The sequence below is a fragment of the Variovorax paradoxus genome, assembly GCF_024734665.1.
Lineage (GTDB): Bacteria > Pseudomonadota > Gammaproteobacteria > Burkholderiales > Burkholderiaceae_C > Variovorax.
In genome coordinates this window covers 2,416,535-2,434,619 of record NZ_CP102931.1, presented here as the reverse complement: position 1 = coordinate 2,434,619, position 18,085 = coordinate 2,416,535, and the positions used below count along the sequence as shown (strand labels likewise).

At 67.6% G+C, this 18,085-nt stretch carries 16 protein-coding genes; 6 read left to right on the top strand and 10 right to left on the bottom strand.

Annotation, left to right across the window (positions count from 1 at the left end; all coding sequences use genetic code 11):
• The first annotated feature begins 82 nt into the window (after positions 1–82).
• Complete coding sequence (locus NWF24_RS11440; RefSeq protein WP_258354275.1) at positions 83–1,018, top strand: aldo/keto reductase; 936 nt, start codon at positions 83–85, stop codon at positions 1,016–1,018.
• Here NWF24_RS11440 and NWF24_RS11435 read toward each other — a convergent pair.
• From NWF24_RS11435 to NWF24_RS11405, 7 genes are all read right to left on the bottom strand, one after another.
• Positions 1,005–1,976 (bottom strand): Bug family tripartite tricarboxylate transporter substrate binding protein, encoded by a 972-nt coding sequence (locus NWF24_RS11435; protein WP_258354274.1) that lies wholly within the window; start codon positions 1,974–1,976, stop codon positions 1,005–1,007. The genes NWF24_RS11440 and NWF24_RS11435 overlap by 14 nt on opposite strands.
• A gap of 15 nt (positions 1,977–1,991) precedes the next feature.
• Positions 1,992–3,119, bottom strand: coding sequence for a porin (locus NWF24_RS11430; protein WP_258354273.1), 1,128 nt, complete (start codon positions 3,117–3,119; stop codon positions 1,992–1,994).
• Between the two features lie 119 nt (positions 3,120–3,238).
• Positions 3,239–4,939: a dihydroxy-acid dehydratase gene (gene ilvD, locus NWF24_RS11425; RefSeq protein WP_258354272.1), complete on the bottom strand. Its 1,701-nt coding sequence runs from the start codon at positions 4,937–4,939 to the stop codon at positions 3,239–3,241.
• On the bottom strand, positions 4,936–5,391 hold the full coding sequence (locus NWF24_RS11420) for an aconitase X swivel domain-containing protein (RefSeq protein WP_258354271.1): 456 nt from the start codon (positions 5,389–5,391) through the stop codon (positions 4,936–4,938). Before NWF24_RS11420 ends, ilvD begins: the two co-directional genes overlap by 4 nt.
• Entirely contained in the window at positions 5,388–6,683 is a 1,296-nt protein-coding gene (locus NWF24_RS11415; RefSeq protein ID WP_258354270.1) for an aconitase X catalytic domain-containing protein, read from the bottom strand. The genes NWF24_RS11420 and NWF24_RS11415 overlap by 4 nt, the downstream gene beginning before the upstream one ends.
• Positions 6,684–6,735: 52 nt before the next feature.
• Positions 6,736–7,587 (bottom strand): IclR family transcriptional regulator, encoded by an 852-nt coding sequence (locus tag NWF24_RS11410; RefSeq protein ID WP_258354269.1) that lies wholly within the window; start codon positions 7,585–7,587, stop codon positions 6,736–6,738.
• 85 nt (positions 7,588–7,672) lie between these two features.
• On the bottom strand, positions 7,673–9,133 hold the full coding sequence (locus NWF24_RS11405) for an FAD-dependent oxidoreductase (protein ID WP_258354268.1): 1,461 nt from the start codon (positions 9,131–9,133) through the stop codon (positions 7,673–7,675).
• Positions 9,134–9,288: 155 nt separating this feature from the next.
• Here NWF24_RS11405 and NWF24_RS11400 point away from each other — a divergent pair, with 155 nt between their 5' ends.
• On the top strand, positions 9,289–10,284 hold the full coding sequence (locus NWF24_RS11400) for a Bug family tripartite tricarboxylate transporter substrate binding protein (protein ID WP_093073400.1): 996 nt from the start codon (positions 9,289–9,291) through the stop codon (positions 10,282–10,284).
• Positions 10,281–11,291: a Bug family tripartite tricarboxylate transporter substrate binding protein gene (locus NWF24_RS11395; protein WP_258354267.1), complete on the top strand. Its 1,011-nt coding sequence runs from the start codon at positions 10,281–10,283 to the stop codon at positions 11,289–11,291. Before NWF24_RS11400 ends, NWF24_RS11395 begins: the two co-directional genes overlap by 4 nt.
• A gap of 3 nt (positions 11,292–11,294) precedes the next feature.
• Here NWF24_RS11395 and NWF24_RS11390 read toward each other — a convergent pair whose 3' ends face one another.
• Complete coding sequence (locus NWF24_RS11390) at positions 11,295–12,155, bottom strand: alpha/beta fold hydrolase (RefSeq protein WP_258354266.1); 861 nt, start codon at positions 12,153–12,155, stop codon at positions 11,295–11,297.
• Positions 12,152–12,712, bottom strand: coding sequence for a cytochrome b (locus NWF24_RS11385; RefSeq protein ID WP_258354265.1), 561 nt, complete (start codon positions 12,710–12,712; stop codon positions 12,152–12,154). Before NWF24_RS11385 ends, NWF24_RS11390 begins: the two co-directional genes overlap by 4 nt.
• Before the next feature lie 143 nt (positions 12,713–12,855).
• On the opposite strand from NWF24_RS11385, the gene NWF24_RS11380 reads away from it, so the two are divergent.
• Entirely contained in the window at positions 12,856–14,313 is a 1,458-nt protein-coding gene (locus NWF24_RS11380; protein WP_258354264.1) for a glycosyltransferase family 2 protein, read from the top strand.
• Positions 14,314–14,315: 2 nt separating this feature from the next.
• Here NWF24_RS11380 and NWF24_RS11375 read toward each other — a convergent pair whose 3' ends face one another.
• Positions 14,316–15,149, bottom strand: a complete 834-nt coding sequence (locus tag NWF24_RS11375; RefSeq protein ID WP_258354263.1) for a DODA-type extradiol aromatic ring-opening family dioxygenase — start codon at positions 15,147–15,149, stop codon at positions 14,316–14,318.
• A gap of 111 nt (positions 15,150–15,260) precedes the next feature.
• Between NWF24_RS11375 and NWF24_RS11370 the strand changes: the two genes are divergently transcribed.
• Both NWF24_RS11370 and NWF24_RS11365 read left to right on the top strand, forming a co-directional pair.
• Complete coding sequence (locus tag NWF24_RS11370) at positions 15,261–16,205, top strand: LysR family transcriptional regulator (RefSeq protein WP_258354262.1); 945 nt, start codon at positions 15,261–15,263, stop codon at positions 16,203–16,205.
• Positions 16,206–16,226: 21 nt separating this feature from the next.
• Positions 16,227–18,083, top strand: coding sequence for an ABC transporter ATP-binding protein (locus NWF24_RS11365; RefSeq protein WP_258354261.1), 1,857 nt, complete (start codon positions 16,227–16,229; stop codon positions 18,081–18,083).
• Positions 18,084–18,085: the final 2 nt, after the last annotated feature.

Sequence of the window (18,085 nt, the reverse complement as noted above, 5' to 3'; positions counted from 1 at the left end):
GTATTTTTATACAGTATTTCATGGGCCACAACAAGAAAGCCGTTTTTCTCTTTTTGCCCCCATCGTCGGATACTGGCCGCCGATGCCGCCCTCGAAGGATTTCCCTCTCACCCGCGCCGAACTGCTGCGCCTGGGCGCCGCGCTGTGCGCAAGCGCCGCGCTCCCCGCCTCCGCACAACCGCAGAGCAAGTCCGCCATGAACACCCGCCCCATCCCCTCCACCCAGGAAGCCCTGCCCGTGATCGGCTGCGGCACCTGGATCGGCTTCGACCAGCGCCCCGGCAGCGAGGAATACAAGCGCCTGCCCGGCGTGCTCGACGCCCTGTTCACAGCCGGCGGCACGGTGATCGACAGCTCGCCGATGTACGGCCGCTCCGAAGAAACCACCGGCGAACTGCTGGCCGCAGCGAAGCAGCGCGGCAAGGTCTTCCTCGCTACCAAGGTCTGGACCTCGGGCCGCGAGGCCGGCATCGAGCAGATGGAGCAATCGTTCGCGCGGCTGCGCACGCAGCGCATGGACTTGATGCAGGTGCACAACCTCCTCGACTGGCGCACGCACCTCGCCACGCTGCGCGGCTGGAAAGAAAAAGGCCGCGTGCGCTACATCGGCATCACGCACTACACGGCCTCGGCCTACGACGAGGTCGAGGCCGTGCTGCGCGCCGAGAAGCTCGACTTTCTGCAGATCAACTATTCGCTCGACGCGCGCGACGCCGAGCAGCGCCTGCTGCCGCTGGCGGCCGAACGCGGCGTGGCGGTGATCGTCAACATGCCTTTCGGCGGCGGTGGCCTGCTGCGCCGTCTGCGCGACAAGCCGCTGCCCGCGTGGGCTGGCGAGATCGGCTGCACGAGCTGGGCGCAAGTGCTGCTGAAGTTCGTGCTGAGCCACCCGGCCGTGACCTGCACGATTCCCGGCACCAGCCGCGGCGAGCACATGGCGGACAACGCCGCGGCCGGCGCGGGCACTTTTCCCGATGCGGCCTTCTGGCGCCGCGAGGCCGCCGCTATTCGAACTTGACGTTGTGCTCCCGCACGGTGGCGCCGAAGGCGTCGTACTGCGTGCGGAAGAACTCGGCGAACTTCGCGGGACTCATGCCGTAGCCCTCGAAGCCCTGCTGCACCAGCTGGGCATGCACGTCGGGCCGCTTGAGCGTGTTCTGCAGCTCCAGCGAGAGCCTGTCGGTAATCGCCTGCGGCAGGCCCGGCGGCCCGAAGAAGCCGGCCCATGGCGTGATGGTGAGCTTGCCCAGCCCCAGTTCGCCGCCGGTCGGCACATCGGGCAACAAACCGCTGCGCTGCGGCAGCAGCGTCACCAGCGCGCGGATGCGCCCTTCCTTCACGAAGCCCGGCGCCAGCGTGCCGGTGGTGAACATCATCTGGATCTGCCCGCCCAGCAGGTCGGTCATGGCCTGCATGTCGCCCTTGTAGCGCGCGTTGACCACCTTGCGGTCGCCCAGCAGCTGCAGCATCGCGAGCTCCGAAGCACTGTTGCTCGATGCCGAGTTGTATGCGCCCGGCTTGGCCGAGACCATTGCCAGCAGTTCATTCACGCTCTTCACCGGCAGGCTCGTCGGCACCACGAGGAACATAGAGAACTGCCCGGCCGAGCTGATCGGCGTGAAAGCCTTGAACGGGTCGTAGGGCGGCGTCGGCCGCAGCGTGGGCGCCGCCACCATCGCGGTATTGGTGCCCATCAGCAGCGTGTAGCCGTCGGGTTTGGCCGACGATGTGGCTTGCGCCGCGAGCACGCCGTCGGCGCCGGGTCGGTTCTCCACGATCACCTGCTGGCCGAGTTGCTTCGACAGCCCCTCCGCGATGATGCGCGTGAGCACGTCGGCGCCGCCGCCGGGCGCGAAGCCCACGATCAGCCGCAGCGGCTTGTTCGGATACGCATCGGCGCTCCAGGCCGCCGCGCCGGGCAGCATCGCGGCCGCAAGAGCCGGGAGCACCGCCATGGTCAGGGTTCTGCGTCGCATGAAAGGCTCCTTGGTTCAGAAGAGATGCCGCACACCGAATTCCCACCCCGACGAGCGCTGCCCGGCCCCGGGTGCAACGCCGCCGCTGACCACATAGCGCGCCTGTCCGCTGTTCATCAGCCGCGCATAGGTGCCATAGAGCGCGGTGCGCTTCGAGAGGTTGTGCACGTAGCCGATGCCGAACTGCCGCGCGTCGTCGCGGTTGCGCGGCATGCCGTTGGCGTTGCGCAGGCTCTCGTCGCTGCGGTCGTCGAGGTAGGCGTAGCTGATGCGGATGCGGCCGACCTCGAAGGCCGGAATGTGCGCGCCGATCTCCGTGGTGTTCTTGCGCACCGTGCCGCCCGCGAGCTTCACCGTCACCTTGTTGTAGAGCGCGAAGAACTTCGCAAAGCCCGCATCCCACGAGCCGCCGATGTTGGCGTGCGTGTAGTTGCCGATGGTTGTGGTGGCGTCGAAGTGCGAGCGCGTGACGGCCGCCGCGATGTCGAACGCGCCCGAGGCGAAGCCGAAGCGCGCGCCGGCGAAGTTGCCGTCGTCGCGGTTCGCCACGGTGGAGTCGTTCTCGCCGGTGCCGACCATCGCCATGCCGTAGAAGCCGCCGATGTTGGGCGGCAGCCAGTAGCTCACCGTGTTGCTGCCGGTGATGGCCGTGGGCAGCGGCCCCGTGCCCGCGCCCGCGAAGGTGAGGTTGCCCGCGCGCGCCACGCCATTAGCGTTGAAGGGGTCGAAGTAGATGCTGTTGTAGTGCGTGGGAATGAAGTCGTGGCCCAGCCGCACTTCGCCCAGCGTGTCCGACGACAGACTCACGAAGGACATGCGGTCGAAGGTTATGGGCCCCGCCGCGCCCGCGCCACTCGTCTGGTTGTTGCTGTTGCTCGGCCGGCCGGTGCCGTTGTCGGGGTTCAGGCTGCCTTCGAGCCAGAAGCCCGCGCGCAGGCCGCCGCCCAGGTCTTCGGTGCCGCGAAATCCGAGCCGGCTGGTCGAGAGCCCGCCGTTCGACAGTGCCTTGACCGAGCCGCCACCGGCGCCGCTCGTGTACTGGATGCCGAGGTCCACCACGCCGAACACGGTGACGCTGGATTGCGCATGCGCCGCGCCGCTGCTTGCCAGCCCCAACGCCGACCACATCAAAAATCTCTTCATGGTTTTTTGTCTCCTGCTTCTTCTCTTCGGTTGAAAAACTCTGGAATCGCGCGCAGGGCTGCGCCACCGGGTGCGAACGGGGGTTCGCACCGGTTGGCGAAGGCCGGGGTGAAAAAGGTCTAGCTCGAGGGCTCGGGGCGTTCGGTGCGCACGAGCACTGCGCCCTTGGAGAGCGGACTCACGTTGCGCCGGTACTGCTGCAGCCAGCCGGTGTCGAAGGCCGGCGGCGGCGCCTGCCAGTCGGCGCGGCGGGCCTGGAGCTCGGCGTCGGTCAGCGCGATGTCGAGGCGGCGCGCGTCGAGGTCGATGGTGATCACGTCGCCGTCGCGCACCAGCCCGAGCGGCCCGCCTAGCGCGGCTTCGGGCGACACCTCGGCCACCACGAGCCCCTTGCAGACGAGGCCCGAGAGATGCCCGTCGGTCAGCAATGCGACCTGGTCGCCGAGGCCCGCTCCATCCACAGCGAAGACCACGCGCGATGCGCCGCCACCCATGGCCGGGCCGCCGCAGGCGCCGGCGCCGCGCATCACGACCACCTGGCCGGGCACGATCTCGCCCTTCTTCAGCGCGGCGATGGCCGCGTCCGAAGTCCAGAAGCACACGGCCGGCCCGGTGAAGCGCCGCACCTTGCGCTCGGCGATGCCGGTCTTGATGAGCCCGGACTCAGGCGCGAGGTTGCCGCGCAGCAGCACGATGGCCGGCAGCGGTGCGACGGGGCGGTCGATGGGGCGGATCACTTCGGCATCGGCCACTTCGGCATTGCGCAGGTTCTCGGCCACGGTGCCGCCGGTGACCGTCAGCGCGCTGGTATCGAGCAAGGGCTCGAGCTGCTTCATCAGCGCGCGGCAACCACCTGCCGCCTCGAAGGCTTCGATCGAATGCTCGCCGATGGGCCGCACGCCGGCCAGCACCGGCGTCGTGGGGCCGAGGCTTTCGAAGAGACCGTACACGTCGACGCCGCACTCCCCTTCGGTCGCTATCGCCTGCAGGTGCTTGGCGGTGTTGAGCGAGCCGCCAACGGAAAGCACTGCGCGCACCGCGTTGGCAAAGGCGCCGGGCGAGAGGATGTCGCGCGGCTTCAGGTCGTCCCACACCATCTGCACGATGCGTGTGCCGGCCGCGCGCACGTCGGCCATCATCTTCTGGCTCAGCGCGGCCACCGGTGCACTGCCCGGCAATGCCATGCCGAGCGCTTCGCAGACGATGTGCATCGAGTTGGCCGTGCCCAGACCGGAGCACACGCCCGGCCCGCGGATCGCCTCCCGGCTCATGCCCACGAGTTCCTCAATCGGCAGGTTCCCAGTGACGGCATGCATCGCACCGATGAACACCTCCTCGATGTCCATGTGCTTGCCGCGGTACTCGCCGCTGGGCTGGTAGCCGCAGGGCACCAGCAGTGTCGGAATGTTCAGCCGCGCGGCAGCCATGAGCTGGCCCGGCACCGTCTTGTCGCAGGAGGTGAGGCACACCATGCCGTCGAGCTGCGCGCCTTCGACTGCCACCTCGATGTCGTTGGTGACCAGGTCACGCGCGCCGAGCATGTAGGCGCCGCGCGCACCGGCGCCGGTGATGAAGTCACTAGGCGCTGCCGTGCGGATCTCGAAGGGAATGCCGCCCGCGGCGCGGATCGCGGCCTTTATCTCTCCCGCCACGCGGTCGAGATGGCTGAAGCAGGCGGCCAGCTCCGACGAACTGTTGACGACGGCGATTTTGGGCTTCTCGCAGTCCTCTTCCGGAATGCCGAGCGCGCGCCAGTGCGCATTGCGCACCGACCACAGGTAGGAGCCGCGCGGGAAGTTGCTGCGCAGGGGGCGGGTCATGGGCGGTCTCCGGATTTGTTCTTCTTGGTGATCTCGATCACGCCACGGTCGGCGTCCACGCGCACCCAATCGCCGGTCGCTATGCATTCGAGCGGATCGCGCTCGAAGTCGGTCATCGAAGGCGAATGCGTGACCACGGCGCCCAGCGCCATCTTGGTCGTCATCTCGTTGAAGAGGAACGCTGCCGGCGCCGAGTTCATGAGCCGCGTCATGTGGAACATCGCCGACCAGCCCGACGAGCCCTTGGCCCCCGGAAACACCAGCACCTTGCCCGCGAAGCTCTGGCCGCGCAGCTCGTGCCGCGTCTCGATGACGGTGCCGGTGCGCGGGTCGATGCCGCCCCAGCCCGAGATGCGGTCGCGCGTGACCAGCGCTTCGCCTTCGGCCACGCCGCCCACCACCTTGCGGCCGCGGATGACGATGGTTTTCTCCGTGATGACTGCGTCGCTCATGCGTAGCCTCCGTTCCAGCGGCCGGTGCAAGCGGCATCGATGCATTCGGCAGTGCTGCCGAACCAGGCCTGCACGCCGAGGATGGCGGGCAGGTAGTGGGCCTGCTTGGCCGAATCGAGCGCCACGGTCTTCGTGCCCTTGGGCACGGCGCGGCTCATGGCGGAGCAGCTGTCGCTCATGATGATTCCGCCCGCGTCTTCGATGATCTTCGTGTAGCCGTTGCGGTCGGCCAGCGACTTGATGGCGCGCGGCGTGAAGATCCACAGCTCGCAGTTCGGATGCACCTTGCGCCCTTCGATGAGCTGCGCGGCTTCCCAGATCTGCTCGATGGTGTAGTGCGGGCAACCCAGCATCACGTACTGGATTTCCGAGTCCTTGCCCGTGACGTTGATCTTCTCGTAGGTGGCGCGGCGTTCTGCTTCGCCGTAGCGCAGCACCTCGACCGGCGCACGGCCGCCGAGTGCCTGTTCGAGCGTCAGCGCCTCGGGCGTGATGCCAGCGATGTGATACATCTCCACGCCGCCCGAGGAAGACGCAGCCGCGCCAAAGTGCTTGAGCCGCGGCAGATTCGGTACGCGGCCAATGCCGCGCTTGCTGTGCACCACCGGCACACGCTCCTGCACGTGCTCACCGATGTAGTAGCCGAGCAGGCCCCAGTCCTGCACCGACTCGACCTCGATGTCTAACTCGACCACGTGCGTGGCACGGCGGTTCTCGTCGAGGTGGTAGCCCCAGTAGGGAATGCGGCCTGTGAGCATGGCGGCGCCTGTGCTCTCGCGGCCTTCGGTGTTGGTGCGCGCGCCCAACACCGAATTGCAATACACCACCGCCGACGATTCCATCCACGCGCAGTGCTCGCCGCGCGTCGGGATATTGCCGACCTGGTACGGCGTGCAGGTGTTCATGATCTGCGCGCCCAGGCCGGCTGCATGCCGCTCGCTCTTGTTGTAGAACTGGACGATCTCCTCGCTCACGCCCATGCGCTCGGGCTGGCCGGGGTCGAAGCCCAGCTGCAGGTGGCTGGTGAAGACCTTGAACTTGGGGATCTCGACTGTTTCCTGGCTATCGAGGCTGAACTCGGAAAACACCGCGTCCATGCCGCCGCCCTTGGCAAGTGCGAAGTCGCGCTGGAAGGGCGTGGTCGAGGTGATGGTGGCGCAGACGTTGCGCGTCTCGACCAGCCGCTCGGCGCCCAATGCCTCGCCGTAGCGCATCAGCAGGTCCATCGCCTTCTGCACGGCCGGGCCATCGCGGCCGTCGTACATGGCTTTTTCTTCATCGCTCAGGTGCATGGCCTGTGTCTCCGTTTCTTCTATCGTGGGGAATCAACCCCGGCCGGACCTGCTAGCCCGGCGAGGGTGTCGGTACGTGGCCGCCGATGTCGCGCGCGATGGTGAGCGCGATGTCGTGCAGGCGCGGTGCGAGTTCGTTGCGCAGGCGCTCCTCGGTGAAGACGAAGGCAGCGCCGCCTCCGTTGAGCGCCATCACTTCGCCGTCCGGCCCGATGAGGGGCACCGACACCGAGTTGATCTCGCGGTGGAATTCGCCGAGCGACAGGCAGTAGCCCAGCCGCTTCGATTCGCCGATGGCGCGGTTCATGTTCGGCGCGATGCTGTCCCACTCAGGGCCACGCAGCAGGCGCATCGAGTCGATCAGCTGGTTGCGCTGCACCTCGGGCAATGCCGAAAGGTATGAGCGGCCGAGGGCAGAGTTGGCCAGCGGCGCGCGCGAGCCCACGTCGAGCCGCGCCGAGAGCATCGACGAGCGCGGGCGGCAGGCTTCGATGAGCACCATCTCCATGCCGTCGCGGATCGCGAGGTAGACCGATGCCCCCACCTCCTCCGCCATCGCCTGCATGCTGGGCCGAGCTGCGGCGCGCACGTCGAGGCTGCCGAGGAACACGCGCGACAGCGACACCACGCCCGGCCCGAGCATGAAGCGGTCGGCCGCCTGTGCGGGCTTGAGCATGCCCAGCGAAAGCAGCGTGGCGACCAGCCGGTTGACGGTGGGGCGCGGAATGCCGGTGATGCGCGCAATGTCGGCATGGCCCAGCACCGGGCGTTCTTCGCTGAAGCAGCGCAGCACCGAGATGCCGCGCTCCAGCGCGCTCACGGTGTCGGAGCGCTCGCCGCGCACTTCCGCCGGTTCGGCCGGCTCGGCCGCGGAAAAGGAGGTGTCGTTTTTTTCAGTGGACATGGAGGGACCCTTTGCAAGACTCTTCTCAGGACTCTCCAATGTAGAGGCTTGCGAAGAGAGGGCGTCCGGGGCCATGGTCAATGGCTCAGGCGCCGGCTTCGGCCGTTGCAGGCGACACCGCGTCCTGCCCAACTCCGGGTGCCCCGGCTCGCAGGTACACGCCCTGGGCCAGTAGCTCAGACTGCAGCGCACCCACGTCGATGAAGCGCGGCTCAATGCCGCCGCGCGATGCCAGCGCCGCCGCCACGCCCGCGGCCTGGCCGGTGATCCAGCACTGCGGAATCTCGCGCATGAAGCCGTGCGAGTTGCGGTCGCACGAGATGTGGCGCCCGCAGGCCAGCAGGCCGTCGAGCTTCTGCGGCACCAGCGCGCCGTAGGGAATGGAGATGTTCGGAAACTTCGGCGACACCGCGGGCGACACGCCGATCTCGTCCGCCAGCGGCACGCCATCGGGCCACTGGCTGCGCAGCACCGAGCCTACGCCGCTCAGGCGCCGCGCATGGCGCACGCCGATCTGCGGCGCGCTCAGCATCAGGTAGGCATCCTCGAAGCCTGGCGCATGGGCGCGGAAGTAGTCCAGATGTGCGGCCATGGCGCGGTGCGAGCGCACTTCCACGGCAGTGAGGTCGTCCACGTCGAGCGCCGAGTAGCCCGACTGGCGCGGCCCCATGAAGAGGGCCACGTCGTTGCGCCACGAGACGAAAGGCCGCTCGAACAGGCCGCATTGCTCGCGGCCGCCCGCCATGAAGGCGGTGAAGGCCTCGGGCTGGCCGGCCTTGAACTCGATCCAGCGGTTCATGTCCACGCCGCCGAACAGCCACGAGGTGTTCATGCAGTGGTGCACGTCGGCCTCTTCGATGTCGTTCACGTAGTCGGCACCGGCGCGGGCGAACAGGTCGCCATCGCCGGTGGCGTCGACCACCACGTCGGCCATGATGGCCATGCGGCCTTCCTTGCTCTCGAACACCACGCCCTTGACGGCGCCGTCCTGCACGATGGGAATGGCGGCCCACGAGTGGTAGATGAGCTTGACCTTGCGCTCCAGCACGATCTCTTGAGAGAGCAGCTTCAGGCGCTCGGGGTCGATGGTGGGCGACCAGGTGACGACGCCGTGATAAGCGGCCGTGCGCTGCGACCAGTGCGCGGCCTTGGCGGTGTCTTGCGAGCCCCAATCTGCAGGCGAGGGGCCGGCGATGGCGTCGGCCGGCAAGCGGTCGAACAGCTCTTCGGCGAAACCGCGGATCACCAGCTTGCCTTCCCAGTCGGTCATGCGGTCGATCCAGATGACGAGGCCGCCGGTCGACAGGCCTCCCAGGTGGTTGTAGCGCTCCAGCAGCGCCACATCGGCGCCCGCGCGGGCCGCTGCTGCTGCGGCCGCCGTGCCCGAGGGGCCGCCTCCGACCACCAGCACGCCGCAGCGGTGATAGACAGGAATGCTCTTGCCGGGCTCGGCCCAGCTGCCGTGATCAGGCCGCTTGACGCGGCTGTCGCGGTCGAAGATGTCGGAAGACAGGATGCGCTCGTCGGTACGGACGACAGTTTTCATGAATGCGTTCTCGGCTTGGCTTGTTTCGTCGTATTTTGATTTCACTTTCCATTTTGTCAAACTCAAAAGCCATATCTCTGGGGTATTCCCTAGTGAATATGGATTTTTATGGTTTTCAAGATCAATATAGAAAGAGAAATCCAACGGAGACATCGATGAAGAAACTTCACGGCACCCGCCGTGCCTTCGGCTCGGCCCTCGGCGCCGCAGCCTTCCTGGGCCTTGCATCACTTGCCGTGGCGCAGGACTTTCCGGCGCGCGGCAAGCCCATTCGCATCGTCGTGGGCTTCACCGCCGGCGGCGGCACCGACGCGCAGGCGCGCATCGTGGCGCAGAAGCTCGGCGAGGTGCTGGGCACCAGCGTGATCGTCGACAACAAGCCCGGAGCCAGCACCATGCTGGCGGCCAACGAGGTGTCGCGCGCCCTGCCCGACGGCTACACGCTGCTGTACGCGCCCTCGTCCACCATGGCGCAGAACCCGCACACATTCGCCCAGGTGCCCTACGACCCGTTCAAGGATTTCACCGCCATCTCGATGGGCGGGCGCGGGCCGCTGGTGCTGTCGCTGAGCACCAGCGTGCCGGTGAACAACGTGAAGGAGCTGGTGGCCTACGTGAAGGCGCACCCCGGCAAGGTGAGCTACGCCTCGTTCGGCGCAGGCACCTCGTCGCACATCTACGGCGAGGCCTTCGTGAAGAAGACCGGCATCGACGCGGTGCACATCCCGTACAAGGGCGGCTCCGACGCGGCGAAAGACCTCATCGGCGGGCGCGTGCAGTACATGTTCGACTCGGCCTCGTCGGCCATCATCACCTCGGCCACGGGCAAGGTGAAGATCCTCGCGGTGGCTGCCAACGCGCGCATTGCCGCGCTGCCCGACGTGCCCACCTTCGCCGAGCAAGGCTACGCGGGGCTCGATCTGCCGAGCTGGCTGGGCTTCTACGGGCCGGCGCGCATGCCGGCGCCAGTAGTCGAGAAGCTCAACACGGCGCTCGCGAAGGTGCTGGCGATGCCGCAGGTGCGCGATTTCTATCGCAGCGGCGGCTACGAGGCCGGAGGCACCACACCGGAAGAATTCGCCGGCATCACGCGCTCGACCTACGACAGCTGGGGCGCGATGGTGCAGCAGGTCGGGTTGGCCAAACAATGAGCGGCATGCGCTCTTCTTCTCTTCATCGTCGCCGTTTTGCCGCCTGGCTTGCGCTCGGCGCGGCCATGCCGCTGCTGGCAGCCCATGCCGCCCCACCTTTTCCGGACAAGGGCCGCACCATCCGCATCGTGCTGGGGCTGGCAGCTGGTGGTGCATCGGACTCGCAGGCACGCTTCGTCGCCAACAAGCTCGGCGAGGTGCTGCAGACGCCGGTGATCGTGGAGAACCGGCCGGGCGCGAGCTTCATCCTCGCGACGGAAGAAGTGATCCGCGCCGCGCCCGACGGCTACACCTTCATGTACGCGCCCTCCTCCGTGGTGGCGCAGAACCCGCAGACGCTGGCGCAGGTGCGCTACGACCCGTTCAAGGACCTGACGCCGATCTCGCTCGGCGCGCGCGGGCCGCTGGTGCTGACCGTGCACGCGAGCGTGCCGGCACGCACAGTGCAGGAGCTGGTGGCCTACATCAAGGCCAACCCGGGGAAGATGAGCTACGCCTCCTTCGGCACCGGCACCTCGTCGCACATCTACGGCGAGGCCTTCGCGCGGCAGGCGGGATTGGACGTGGTGCACGTGCCGTACAAGGGCGGCGCCGACGCCGCAAAAGACTTTCTTGCGGGCCGCGTGCAGTACTACTTCGATGCGGCGCCCAACGCCATACAGAACACTGCCACCGGCAAGGTGCGCATGCTGGCCGTGGCGGCGCCGAAGCGCAGCCCGATGCTGCCCGACGTGCCCACCATGGGCGAACAGGGCGTGAGCGGCGTGGACATGCCGAGCTGGCTGGGTTTCTACGGACCGGCGCGCATGCCGGCGCCGGTGGTCGAGAAGCTGCATGCCGCGCTGGCGCAGGTGCTGGCGATGCCGGCCACGCGCGACTTCTTCCGCCAGGGCGCGTACGAGGCCGAGTCGTCGAGCCCCGCAGAATTGGCCGCGCTGACGCGCGCGACCTACGAGCAGTGGGGCGACATCATCCGCAAGCTGGGGCTGGTGAAGCAGCAGCAATAAGGTTCAGCGAAAGAACTCCAGCAGCCGCGCGTTGACTTCGTCGGCGCGCTCGTACTGCGCCCAGTGCCCGGCGCCGTCGATCACCACGCCTTCGCGCCCCGGCCCTTCGGCCACCAGCCGAGCGACCAGCGGGCGCGGGTCGGCGGTGACGTCGTACTCGCCCCACAGCAGCAGCGTGGGCAAGCCCAGCGCATTCAGTGCCTGCTGCAGCCCACCCGACTGCGACACCTCCTTGCTGCGAAAGCGCGTGCCATGGCACGAGATGTCATGAATCTCGAAGGCCAGCGCGTCGATGGCCGCCGGGTCGTGCAGCATCAGCGCGGCAAGGTTGTTCAGCAATGCGGCGCGCTCTGCCTCGCGGTCTGGGGCGGCGCGCCAGTTGATCATCTGAGCCGTCATGCGCCGCAGCGTGCCGTGGCCGCCGCTGCCTACGAGCGCGAAGCGGCGGATGGCGCCGCGCCGCACGGCAAAGCGCGCAGCCGTCAAGCCGCCGAAGGAGAAGCCGCCCAGGTCGACGGGCGTGCCCGCGCCGATGAGCTGGTCGAGCGTGCCGCCGAGCGCATCAAGCAGTGGTGGCAGCGAGTCTTCGCCGGGCGCCACGCGGGGCGGCGCATCGGACTCGTTGAAGCCCGGCATGTCGGGCAGCCACAGCGTGCGGCCTGCCGACAGCGCCTCGGCATTGCGCAGCCAGTGCATCCAGCTGCCGTGGCCGCCGTGCAGTAGCACCAGCGGGGGCCGGGCGGTATCGGTGCCGAAGCGGCGCCAGCGCACGCGCACGCCCTCGTGCACCGGGTCGTAGTGGGTCGACAGCGCGTCGATGCGGGCGATGGCCTCGCGGGCCTTGGTCTCTTCTTGTGTGGTCATGGCAGCATCCGCTGGAGTTCGGCCTCGCCGTCGAAAAACTGGTGCTTGAGCGCGCCCAGCACGTGTAGCGCGAAGAGCACGTAAAGCACATAGCCCGCCCAGACATGCACGCCGCCCAGCACGGTGTGCCAGGTTTCCTTCATGGCGGGCTCGATAGCCATGATCCAGCCGATGCGCGGCCATTCGAACAGGCCGAAAAGCTGCATCGGGTGGGTGTCCGCATCTTTCCAGGCCGAGTCGTGCATCCAGCCCGACAGCGGCAGCAGGATCATCAGCAGATAAAGAGCGCCGTGGGCGGCATGCGCCGCGAATCGTTCGAGTGCGCCATACGAGCCCGGCATGGCCGGCGGCTTGTGCGTGGCGCGCCACAGGAGCCGCAAAATCACCAGGCCCAGCACAGTGATGCCTATCGACTTGTGGGTGTCGACGGCCGGGCGCACCCAGTCGTCGGGGTAGTGGTCGACCAGCAGGATCAGGGCGATGTTGACGACCATGAGCAGGGCTATCAGCCAGTGCAGCGCTATGGCGGTTCGGGTGTAGCGGGTTTGTGCGAGCATGCGGGGAATTTTCGGGCGTGGGGCGACTCAGTCGATGACGCGTGCGATTGTCCCGGCTTTGCCTTGGGACTTTCGAAACCGCAGACCGAGTTTTTGCGTATCGACAACGAACCACCGACCGACAGCCGCCCGGGCACCTTCTCTTGAACGATCCTCTCCAAAGCGCCTTCGTGGCCGCATCGCCGCGCCTGTCTCCACCCAGCACGCCGCTGCGTAGCTGGCTCATTCATGGGAGCGTGCTCGTGCTGTGGGCACTGCTCTTTGCCATGGCATTCAAGGTCGGCAATGTCGGGGCCTGGTCGGTGGGGGTGGCCTACGTGCTGTACGACACCGTGCTGCTGCTGTTCGTCGCCTGGATGACGCTGCCGATCCTGCGACCCCGGCCCTCGCCTTCCCCTGCGGCCGCGATGAGGCGCAACACGCTGGGCGTGATCGTCGCCTCGCACAACGAAGCAGCCGTTCTGCCCGTGACGCTGGCCGCCCTGCTCGGCCAGACCGACGCACCCGATCGCATCGTGATCGCGGACGACGGTTCGACCGATGGCACGGCCGAGTTGCTGACCACGCGATACGGGCTCGTCGCTCCGGCGCTGGGCGAGTTGAGCGCCGCCAGCTCGACGCACTCTTCTCTTTACTGGCTGCGCCTGCCGCACGGCGGCAAGGCAGTGGCGCTGAACGCGGCCGTCCTGTGCATCGACACGGACACCGTGCTCACGGTCGACGGCGACACGCTGCTCGACAGCCATGCCATCGGCGCCGTCCGCCGAGCCTTCTCGGAAGAGCCGAACCTCGTCGCCGCCACCGGCGTCATCACCCCGGTGTGCAGCCGCTCGCTGGCGGGGCGCTGCTTCCAGTGGTTCCAGACCTACGAGTACATCCGCAACTTCCTCTCGCGCTATGCGTGGATGCGGGTCAACGGCCTGCTGCTGATCTCCGGCGCCTTCGCCGGCTTCCGTACCGACGCGGTGCGCGCCGTGGGCGGCTTCGACACCGACTGCCTGGTGGAAGACTACGAACTCATCCACCGCCTGCACCGCCATGCGCAGGCGCACGGCCTGCCGTGGACGGTGCGCGTGCTGGGCGACGCACAGGCGCACACCGATGCGCCAAGCAGCACCGGTGCCTTCTTGCGCCAGCGCCGCCGCTGGTTCGGCGGTTTCCTGCAAACGCAGTTCTGGTATCGCGCAATGGTCGGCGACCGGCGCTACGGCTGGCTCGGCGTCGCGATGCTGCCGGTGAAGGCCATCGACACGCTGCAACCGCTCTACGGGCTGGCCGCATTCGGATTGCTGCTGATGTATCTGGTGCGCGGCAACTTCGGCGTGCTCGCGCCAGTGGCCGGCGTGATCGGCGCGAAGATCGTGCTCGACCTGGCCTTTCACCTGTGGTCGGTGTACCTGTACCGGCGCTGGATCGGCCACAGCAGCGAAGCGAACATGGCGCAAGCCTTCATGGCCGCGCTGATCGAGCCCTTCACCTTCCAGATCCTGCGCCACACGGGTGCGGCGTGGGGGTGGTGGACATTCCTGACGGGACGCGGCACGTGGGGGCGGCAGACGCGCGTGGGGCTTGTCGATGCCGATGGCGTGCGGCGCGGTTAGCTCTACGTGCCGAAGCGGAAGCTGGAGACCACCAAGCCGCCCATGAAAGCGTCTTCGTGATACACACGCTCGCCAGCATCTGCCTCGGCCGCCCCGACGGCCACCATCAACGGAATCAGATGCTCTTCACGCGGATGCGCCATGCGCGCCGCGGGAGCTGAGTCCCAGTCGAGCAACTGCGCGCTGCGCTCGCCAGCGGAGCTCTTCACCACCGCCGCATCGAGCCAGTCGTCGAAAGCCTTCGACACACCATGTGCCTGCGGACCGAAGTTGCGCAGGTTGTGATAGCTCAGCCCGCTGCCGACGATCAGCACGTTCTCATCGCGCAGCGGCGCAATCGCGCGGCCCAGCGCAAGATGCTCGGCCGGGTCGAGCCCGCGCCGCAGCGACAGTTGCACCACGGGCACGTCGGCGTTCGGGTACATCGCGGCCATCGGCGCGAACATGCCGTGGTCGTAGCCGCGCTCGGGGTCGATCTGCACCGGCAGGCCGGCGGCAGCGATCAGCGACTGCACGCGCTGCGCGAGTTCGGGCGAGCCGGGCGAGTCGTAGTGCACCTCGTAGGTATGGGCCGGGAAGCCGCCGTAGTCGTAGATCATCGGCGGCTTGGGGTTGCCCTGCACCGTGAAGGCGGGCGCCTCCCAATGCGCCGACACCATGAGGATGGCACTGGGCGTGCGGCCGATCTGGCGCGGCATGTCGGCCAGCGAAGCGGCGAGCTGGTCGTAGGTCGGGCCCATTCCCTTCTTCATCCAGGGCCAGGGGCCGCCGCCGTGCGAGATGAAGTACGTGGGCAGGCGCGAAGTGTCGTTCGCGATGGTGTTGTCGTGGGTCAAGCCGATGCTCCTTGAAAGCGTTGCATCGACTGTAGACATTTCCTGCCGGGAAATCGACAAGCTACGATGCATCGAATCAGTTCCTCACAGGAAAGCTTGAAGGGTGTTCACATGGACCGGATGACCAGCCTGCGGGTGTTCCGCGAAGTCGTGGAGGCGGGCAGTTTCGTGGCTGCGGCCGAGCGGCTGAACATGTCGCCGCCAATGGCCAGCAAGCATGTGGCGCAGCTCGAGAAGTCGCTCGGCGCGCGGCTGCTGCACCGCTCCAGCCGCCACCTGAGCCTGACCGAGGCCGGCACCGCCTGGTACGAGCAGAGCCGCCGCGCGCTCGACCTGCTCGACGCGGCCGAGGCCGCCATCGGCCAGACGCACGACACACCGCGCGGCCAGCTCAAGGTGAGCGCGCCCGTGTGGTGCGCCACACCGCGTTTCGCGCGGGTGCTGGCCGACTATCGCGAGAAGTACCCGGAGGTGCTGGTCGACATGCACCTGGAAAACCGCAAGGTCGATCTCGCGGCCGACGGCTACGACCTGGCCTTGCGCGCCACGCAGGAACCCTCGCCCGCATTGATCGCCCGGCCGCTGTGCCGCGTGCCCTTCTTCCTGGCGGGCACGCCGGCCTACCTGAAGCGCATGGGTGGCGTGCCAGCCGTGCCGGCCGACCTCGCGAAGCTGGGCGCCATCGTGCCGAGCTACGTGAACCTGGACAACCTCGCGCTCAAGGGCCCGGGCGGGCGGATGTTTCCGCTGCGGCTGGCACCGGCCATGCGCTCCGACGACACCACGCTCACGCTGCATGCGGTGCACGCGGACATGGGCATTGCCTTCATGCCGCTGTGGCTGATCGACGACGACATCGCGCAGGGCCGGCTGGTGCGGCTGCTGCCGGAGTTCGAAGCCGCGCCCGTCACACTCTTCGCGGTGTACACCAGCAGGCAGTACATGTCGCCCAAGCTGCGTACTTTCATCGACTTCATGGGCGAGCGGCTGGGCCTGGATGCGCCACCGAACGCACCTTTTCGGGGCAAGGTCATGCAGGCGCGGCTAAAGTCCTGAGCTCTCCGGGAGACTCAGTCCTTGTTCCGCTTCTTCGAAAAACTACTCCACCCGTACCCCGCCGCCGAACCCACGTTGCCGCCGCAGGGCTTTCTCGCCTTTCTCTGGGCCTGCACGCATGGCGTGCGCGGCAAGATCGGGGCGATGGCGGCGCTCACCGCCGTCATGTCGATCTTCGAGGCGGCGCTGTTCGCGATCCTCGGGCGCATCGTCGACTGGCTCGGCCCACAGGTGCCCGCGCGCCTGTGGGCAGACCGCGGCACCACGCTCATGTGGCTGGCCGCGTTCCTGGTGATCAGCATCGGCGTGGTCGCGCTGCAGACCATCGTGAAGCACCAGACGCTCGCGGTGAACCTGCCGATGCGCCTGCGCTGGAACTTCCACCGGCTGATGCTGGGCCAGAGCATGGCCTTCTACCAGGACGAGTTCGCCGGCCGCATCACGGCCAAGGTGATGCAGACCGCGCTCGCGGTGCGCGACACGGTGTTCGTGCTGGCCGACGTGCTGGTGGCCATGGGCGTGTACGTGGCCACCATGATCATCCTGGTGGGCGTGCTCGACGCGCAGCTGGTGTGGCCCTTCATCATCTGGCTGGCGCTGTACATCGGCTCGCTGGTGTACTTCGTGCCGCGCCTGGGCAAGGTCGGCAAGGCACAGGCCGACGCCCGCGCGATGATGACCGGCCGCGTGACCGACGCCTACACCAACATCGCGACCGTCAAGCTGTTCTCGCACACGCAGCGCGAGGCCGGCTTCGCGCGCGACGCGATGCGCGAGTTCATGAAGACCGGCTACGGCCAGATGCGCCTGGTGAGCGCCTTCGAAATCGTCAACCACACGCTGAGCATGGGTCTCACGGCCGGCATGGCGGGCGTGGCGCTGTGGCTGTGGTCGCACGGCACGGTCGGCGTGGGTGCGGTGGCTGCGGCCACGGCGATGGCGCTGCGGCTGCAGGGCATGTCGCACTGGATCATGTGGGAAATGACCAGCCTGTTCGAAAACATCGGCACCGTGCAGGACGGCATGAAGACGCTGTCGCGCCCACGCACCGTGCTCGACGCGGCCGATGCCACGGTGCTCGACGTGCCGCGCGGCGAGGTGCGCTTCGAGCATGCGAGCTTCCGCTACGCCGATGCCGGCCGCCGCGTGATCGACGACCTGAACCTGACGGTGAAGCCCGGCGAGAAGATCGGTCTTGTCGGCCGTTCGGGCGCGGGCAAGTCGACGCTGGTGAACCTGCTGCTGCGCTTCCACGACCTGGAGAGCGGCCGCATCCTGATCGACGGACAAGATATCGCACACGTCACTCAGGACTCGCTGCGCAGCCACATCGGCATGGTCACGCAAGACACCTCTCTGATGCACCGCTCCGTGGCCGACAACATCGCCTACGGCCGGCCCGACGCCACGCACGAGCAGATCGAGGCGGCGGCCGGGCGTGCGGAAGCACACGATTTCATCCAGACGCTGGGCGACGCGAGCGGGCGTCGCGGCTACGAGGCGCATGTAGGCGAGCGCGGCGTGAAGCTCTCGGGTGGCCAACGTCAGCGCGTGGCCATCGCGCGCGTGATGCTGAAGGACGCGCCGATCCTGCTGCTCGACGAAGCCACCAGCGCGCTCGACTCGGAAGTCGAAGCGGCCATCCAGCAAAGCCTTTACACGCTGATGGAAGGCAAGACCGTGATCGCGATCGCGCACCGGCTGTCGACCATCGCCGCGATGGACCGGCTCATCGTGCTCGACGAAGGCCGCGTGGTGGAAGAAGGCGACCACCGCACGCTGATGGCGCAAGGCGGCCTGTATGCGCGGCTGTGGGCACACCAGAGCGGCGGCTTCCTGGGCGACAGCCTGGAAGAAGACGAAGCCCTGCGCGCCTGATC

Excerpts from the sequence above, each read along its gene's own strand:
- NWF24_RS11400 (WP_093073400.1), top strand. The coding sequence starts at position 9,289 with ATGAAGAAACTTCACGGCACCCGCCGTGCCTTCGGCTCGGCCCTCGGC.
- ilvD (WP_258354272.1), bottom strand. The coding sequence starts at position 4,939 with ATGACCCGCCCCCTGCGCAGCAACTTCCCGCGCGGCTCCTACCTGTGG.
- NWF24_RS11395 (WP_258354267.1), top strand. The coding sequence starts at position 10,281 with ATGAGCGGCATGCGCTCTTCTTCTCTTCATCGTCGCCGTTTTGCCGCC.
- NWF24_RS11420 (WP_258354271.1), bottom strand. The coding sequence starts at position 5,391 with ATGAGCGACGCAGTCATCACGGAGAAAACCATCGTCATCCGCGGCCGC.
- NWF24_RS11370 (WP_258354262.1), top strand. The coding sequence starts at position 15,261 with ATGGACCGGATGACCAGCCTGCGGGTGTTCCGCGAAGTCGTGGAGGCG.
- NWF24_RS11430 (WP_258354273.1), bottom strand. The coding sequence starts at position 3,119 with ATGAAGAGATTTTTGATGTGGTCGGCGTTGGGGCTGGCAAGCAGCGGC.
- NWF24_RS11415 (WP_258354270.1), bottom strand. The coding sequence starts at position 6,683 with ATGCACCTGAGCGATGAAGAAAAAGCCATGTACGACGGCCGCGATGGC.
- NWF24_RS11435 (WP_258354274.1), bottom strand. The coding sequence starts at position 1,976 with ATGCGACGCAGAACCCTGACCATGGCGGTGCTCCCGGCTCTTGCGGCC.
- NWF24_RS11405 (WP_258354268.1), bottom strand. The coding sequence starts at position 9,133 with ATGAAAACTGTCGTCCGTACCGACGAGCGCATCCTGTCTTCCGACATC.
- NWF24_RS11385 (WP_258354265.1), bottom strand. The coding sequence starts at position 12,712 with ATGCTCGCACAAACCCGCTACACCCGAACCGCCATAGCGCTGCACTGG.
- NWF24_RS11440 (WP_258354275.1), top strand. The coding sequence starts at position 83 with ATGCCGCCCTCGAAGGATTTCCCTCTCACCCGCGCCGAACTGCTGCGC.
- NWF24_RS11410 (WP_258354269.1), bottom strand. The coding sequence starts at position 7,587 with ATGTCCACTGAAAAAAACGACACCTCCTTTTCCGCGGCCGAGCCGGCC.
- NWF24_RS11390 (WP_258354266.1), bottom strand. The coding sequence starts at position 12,155 with ATGACCACACAAGAAGAGACCAAGGCCCGCGAGGCCATCGCCCGCATC.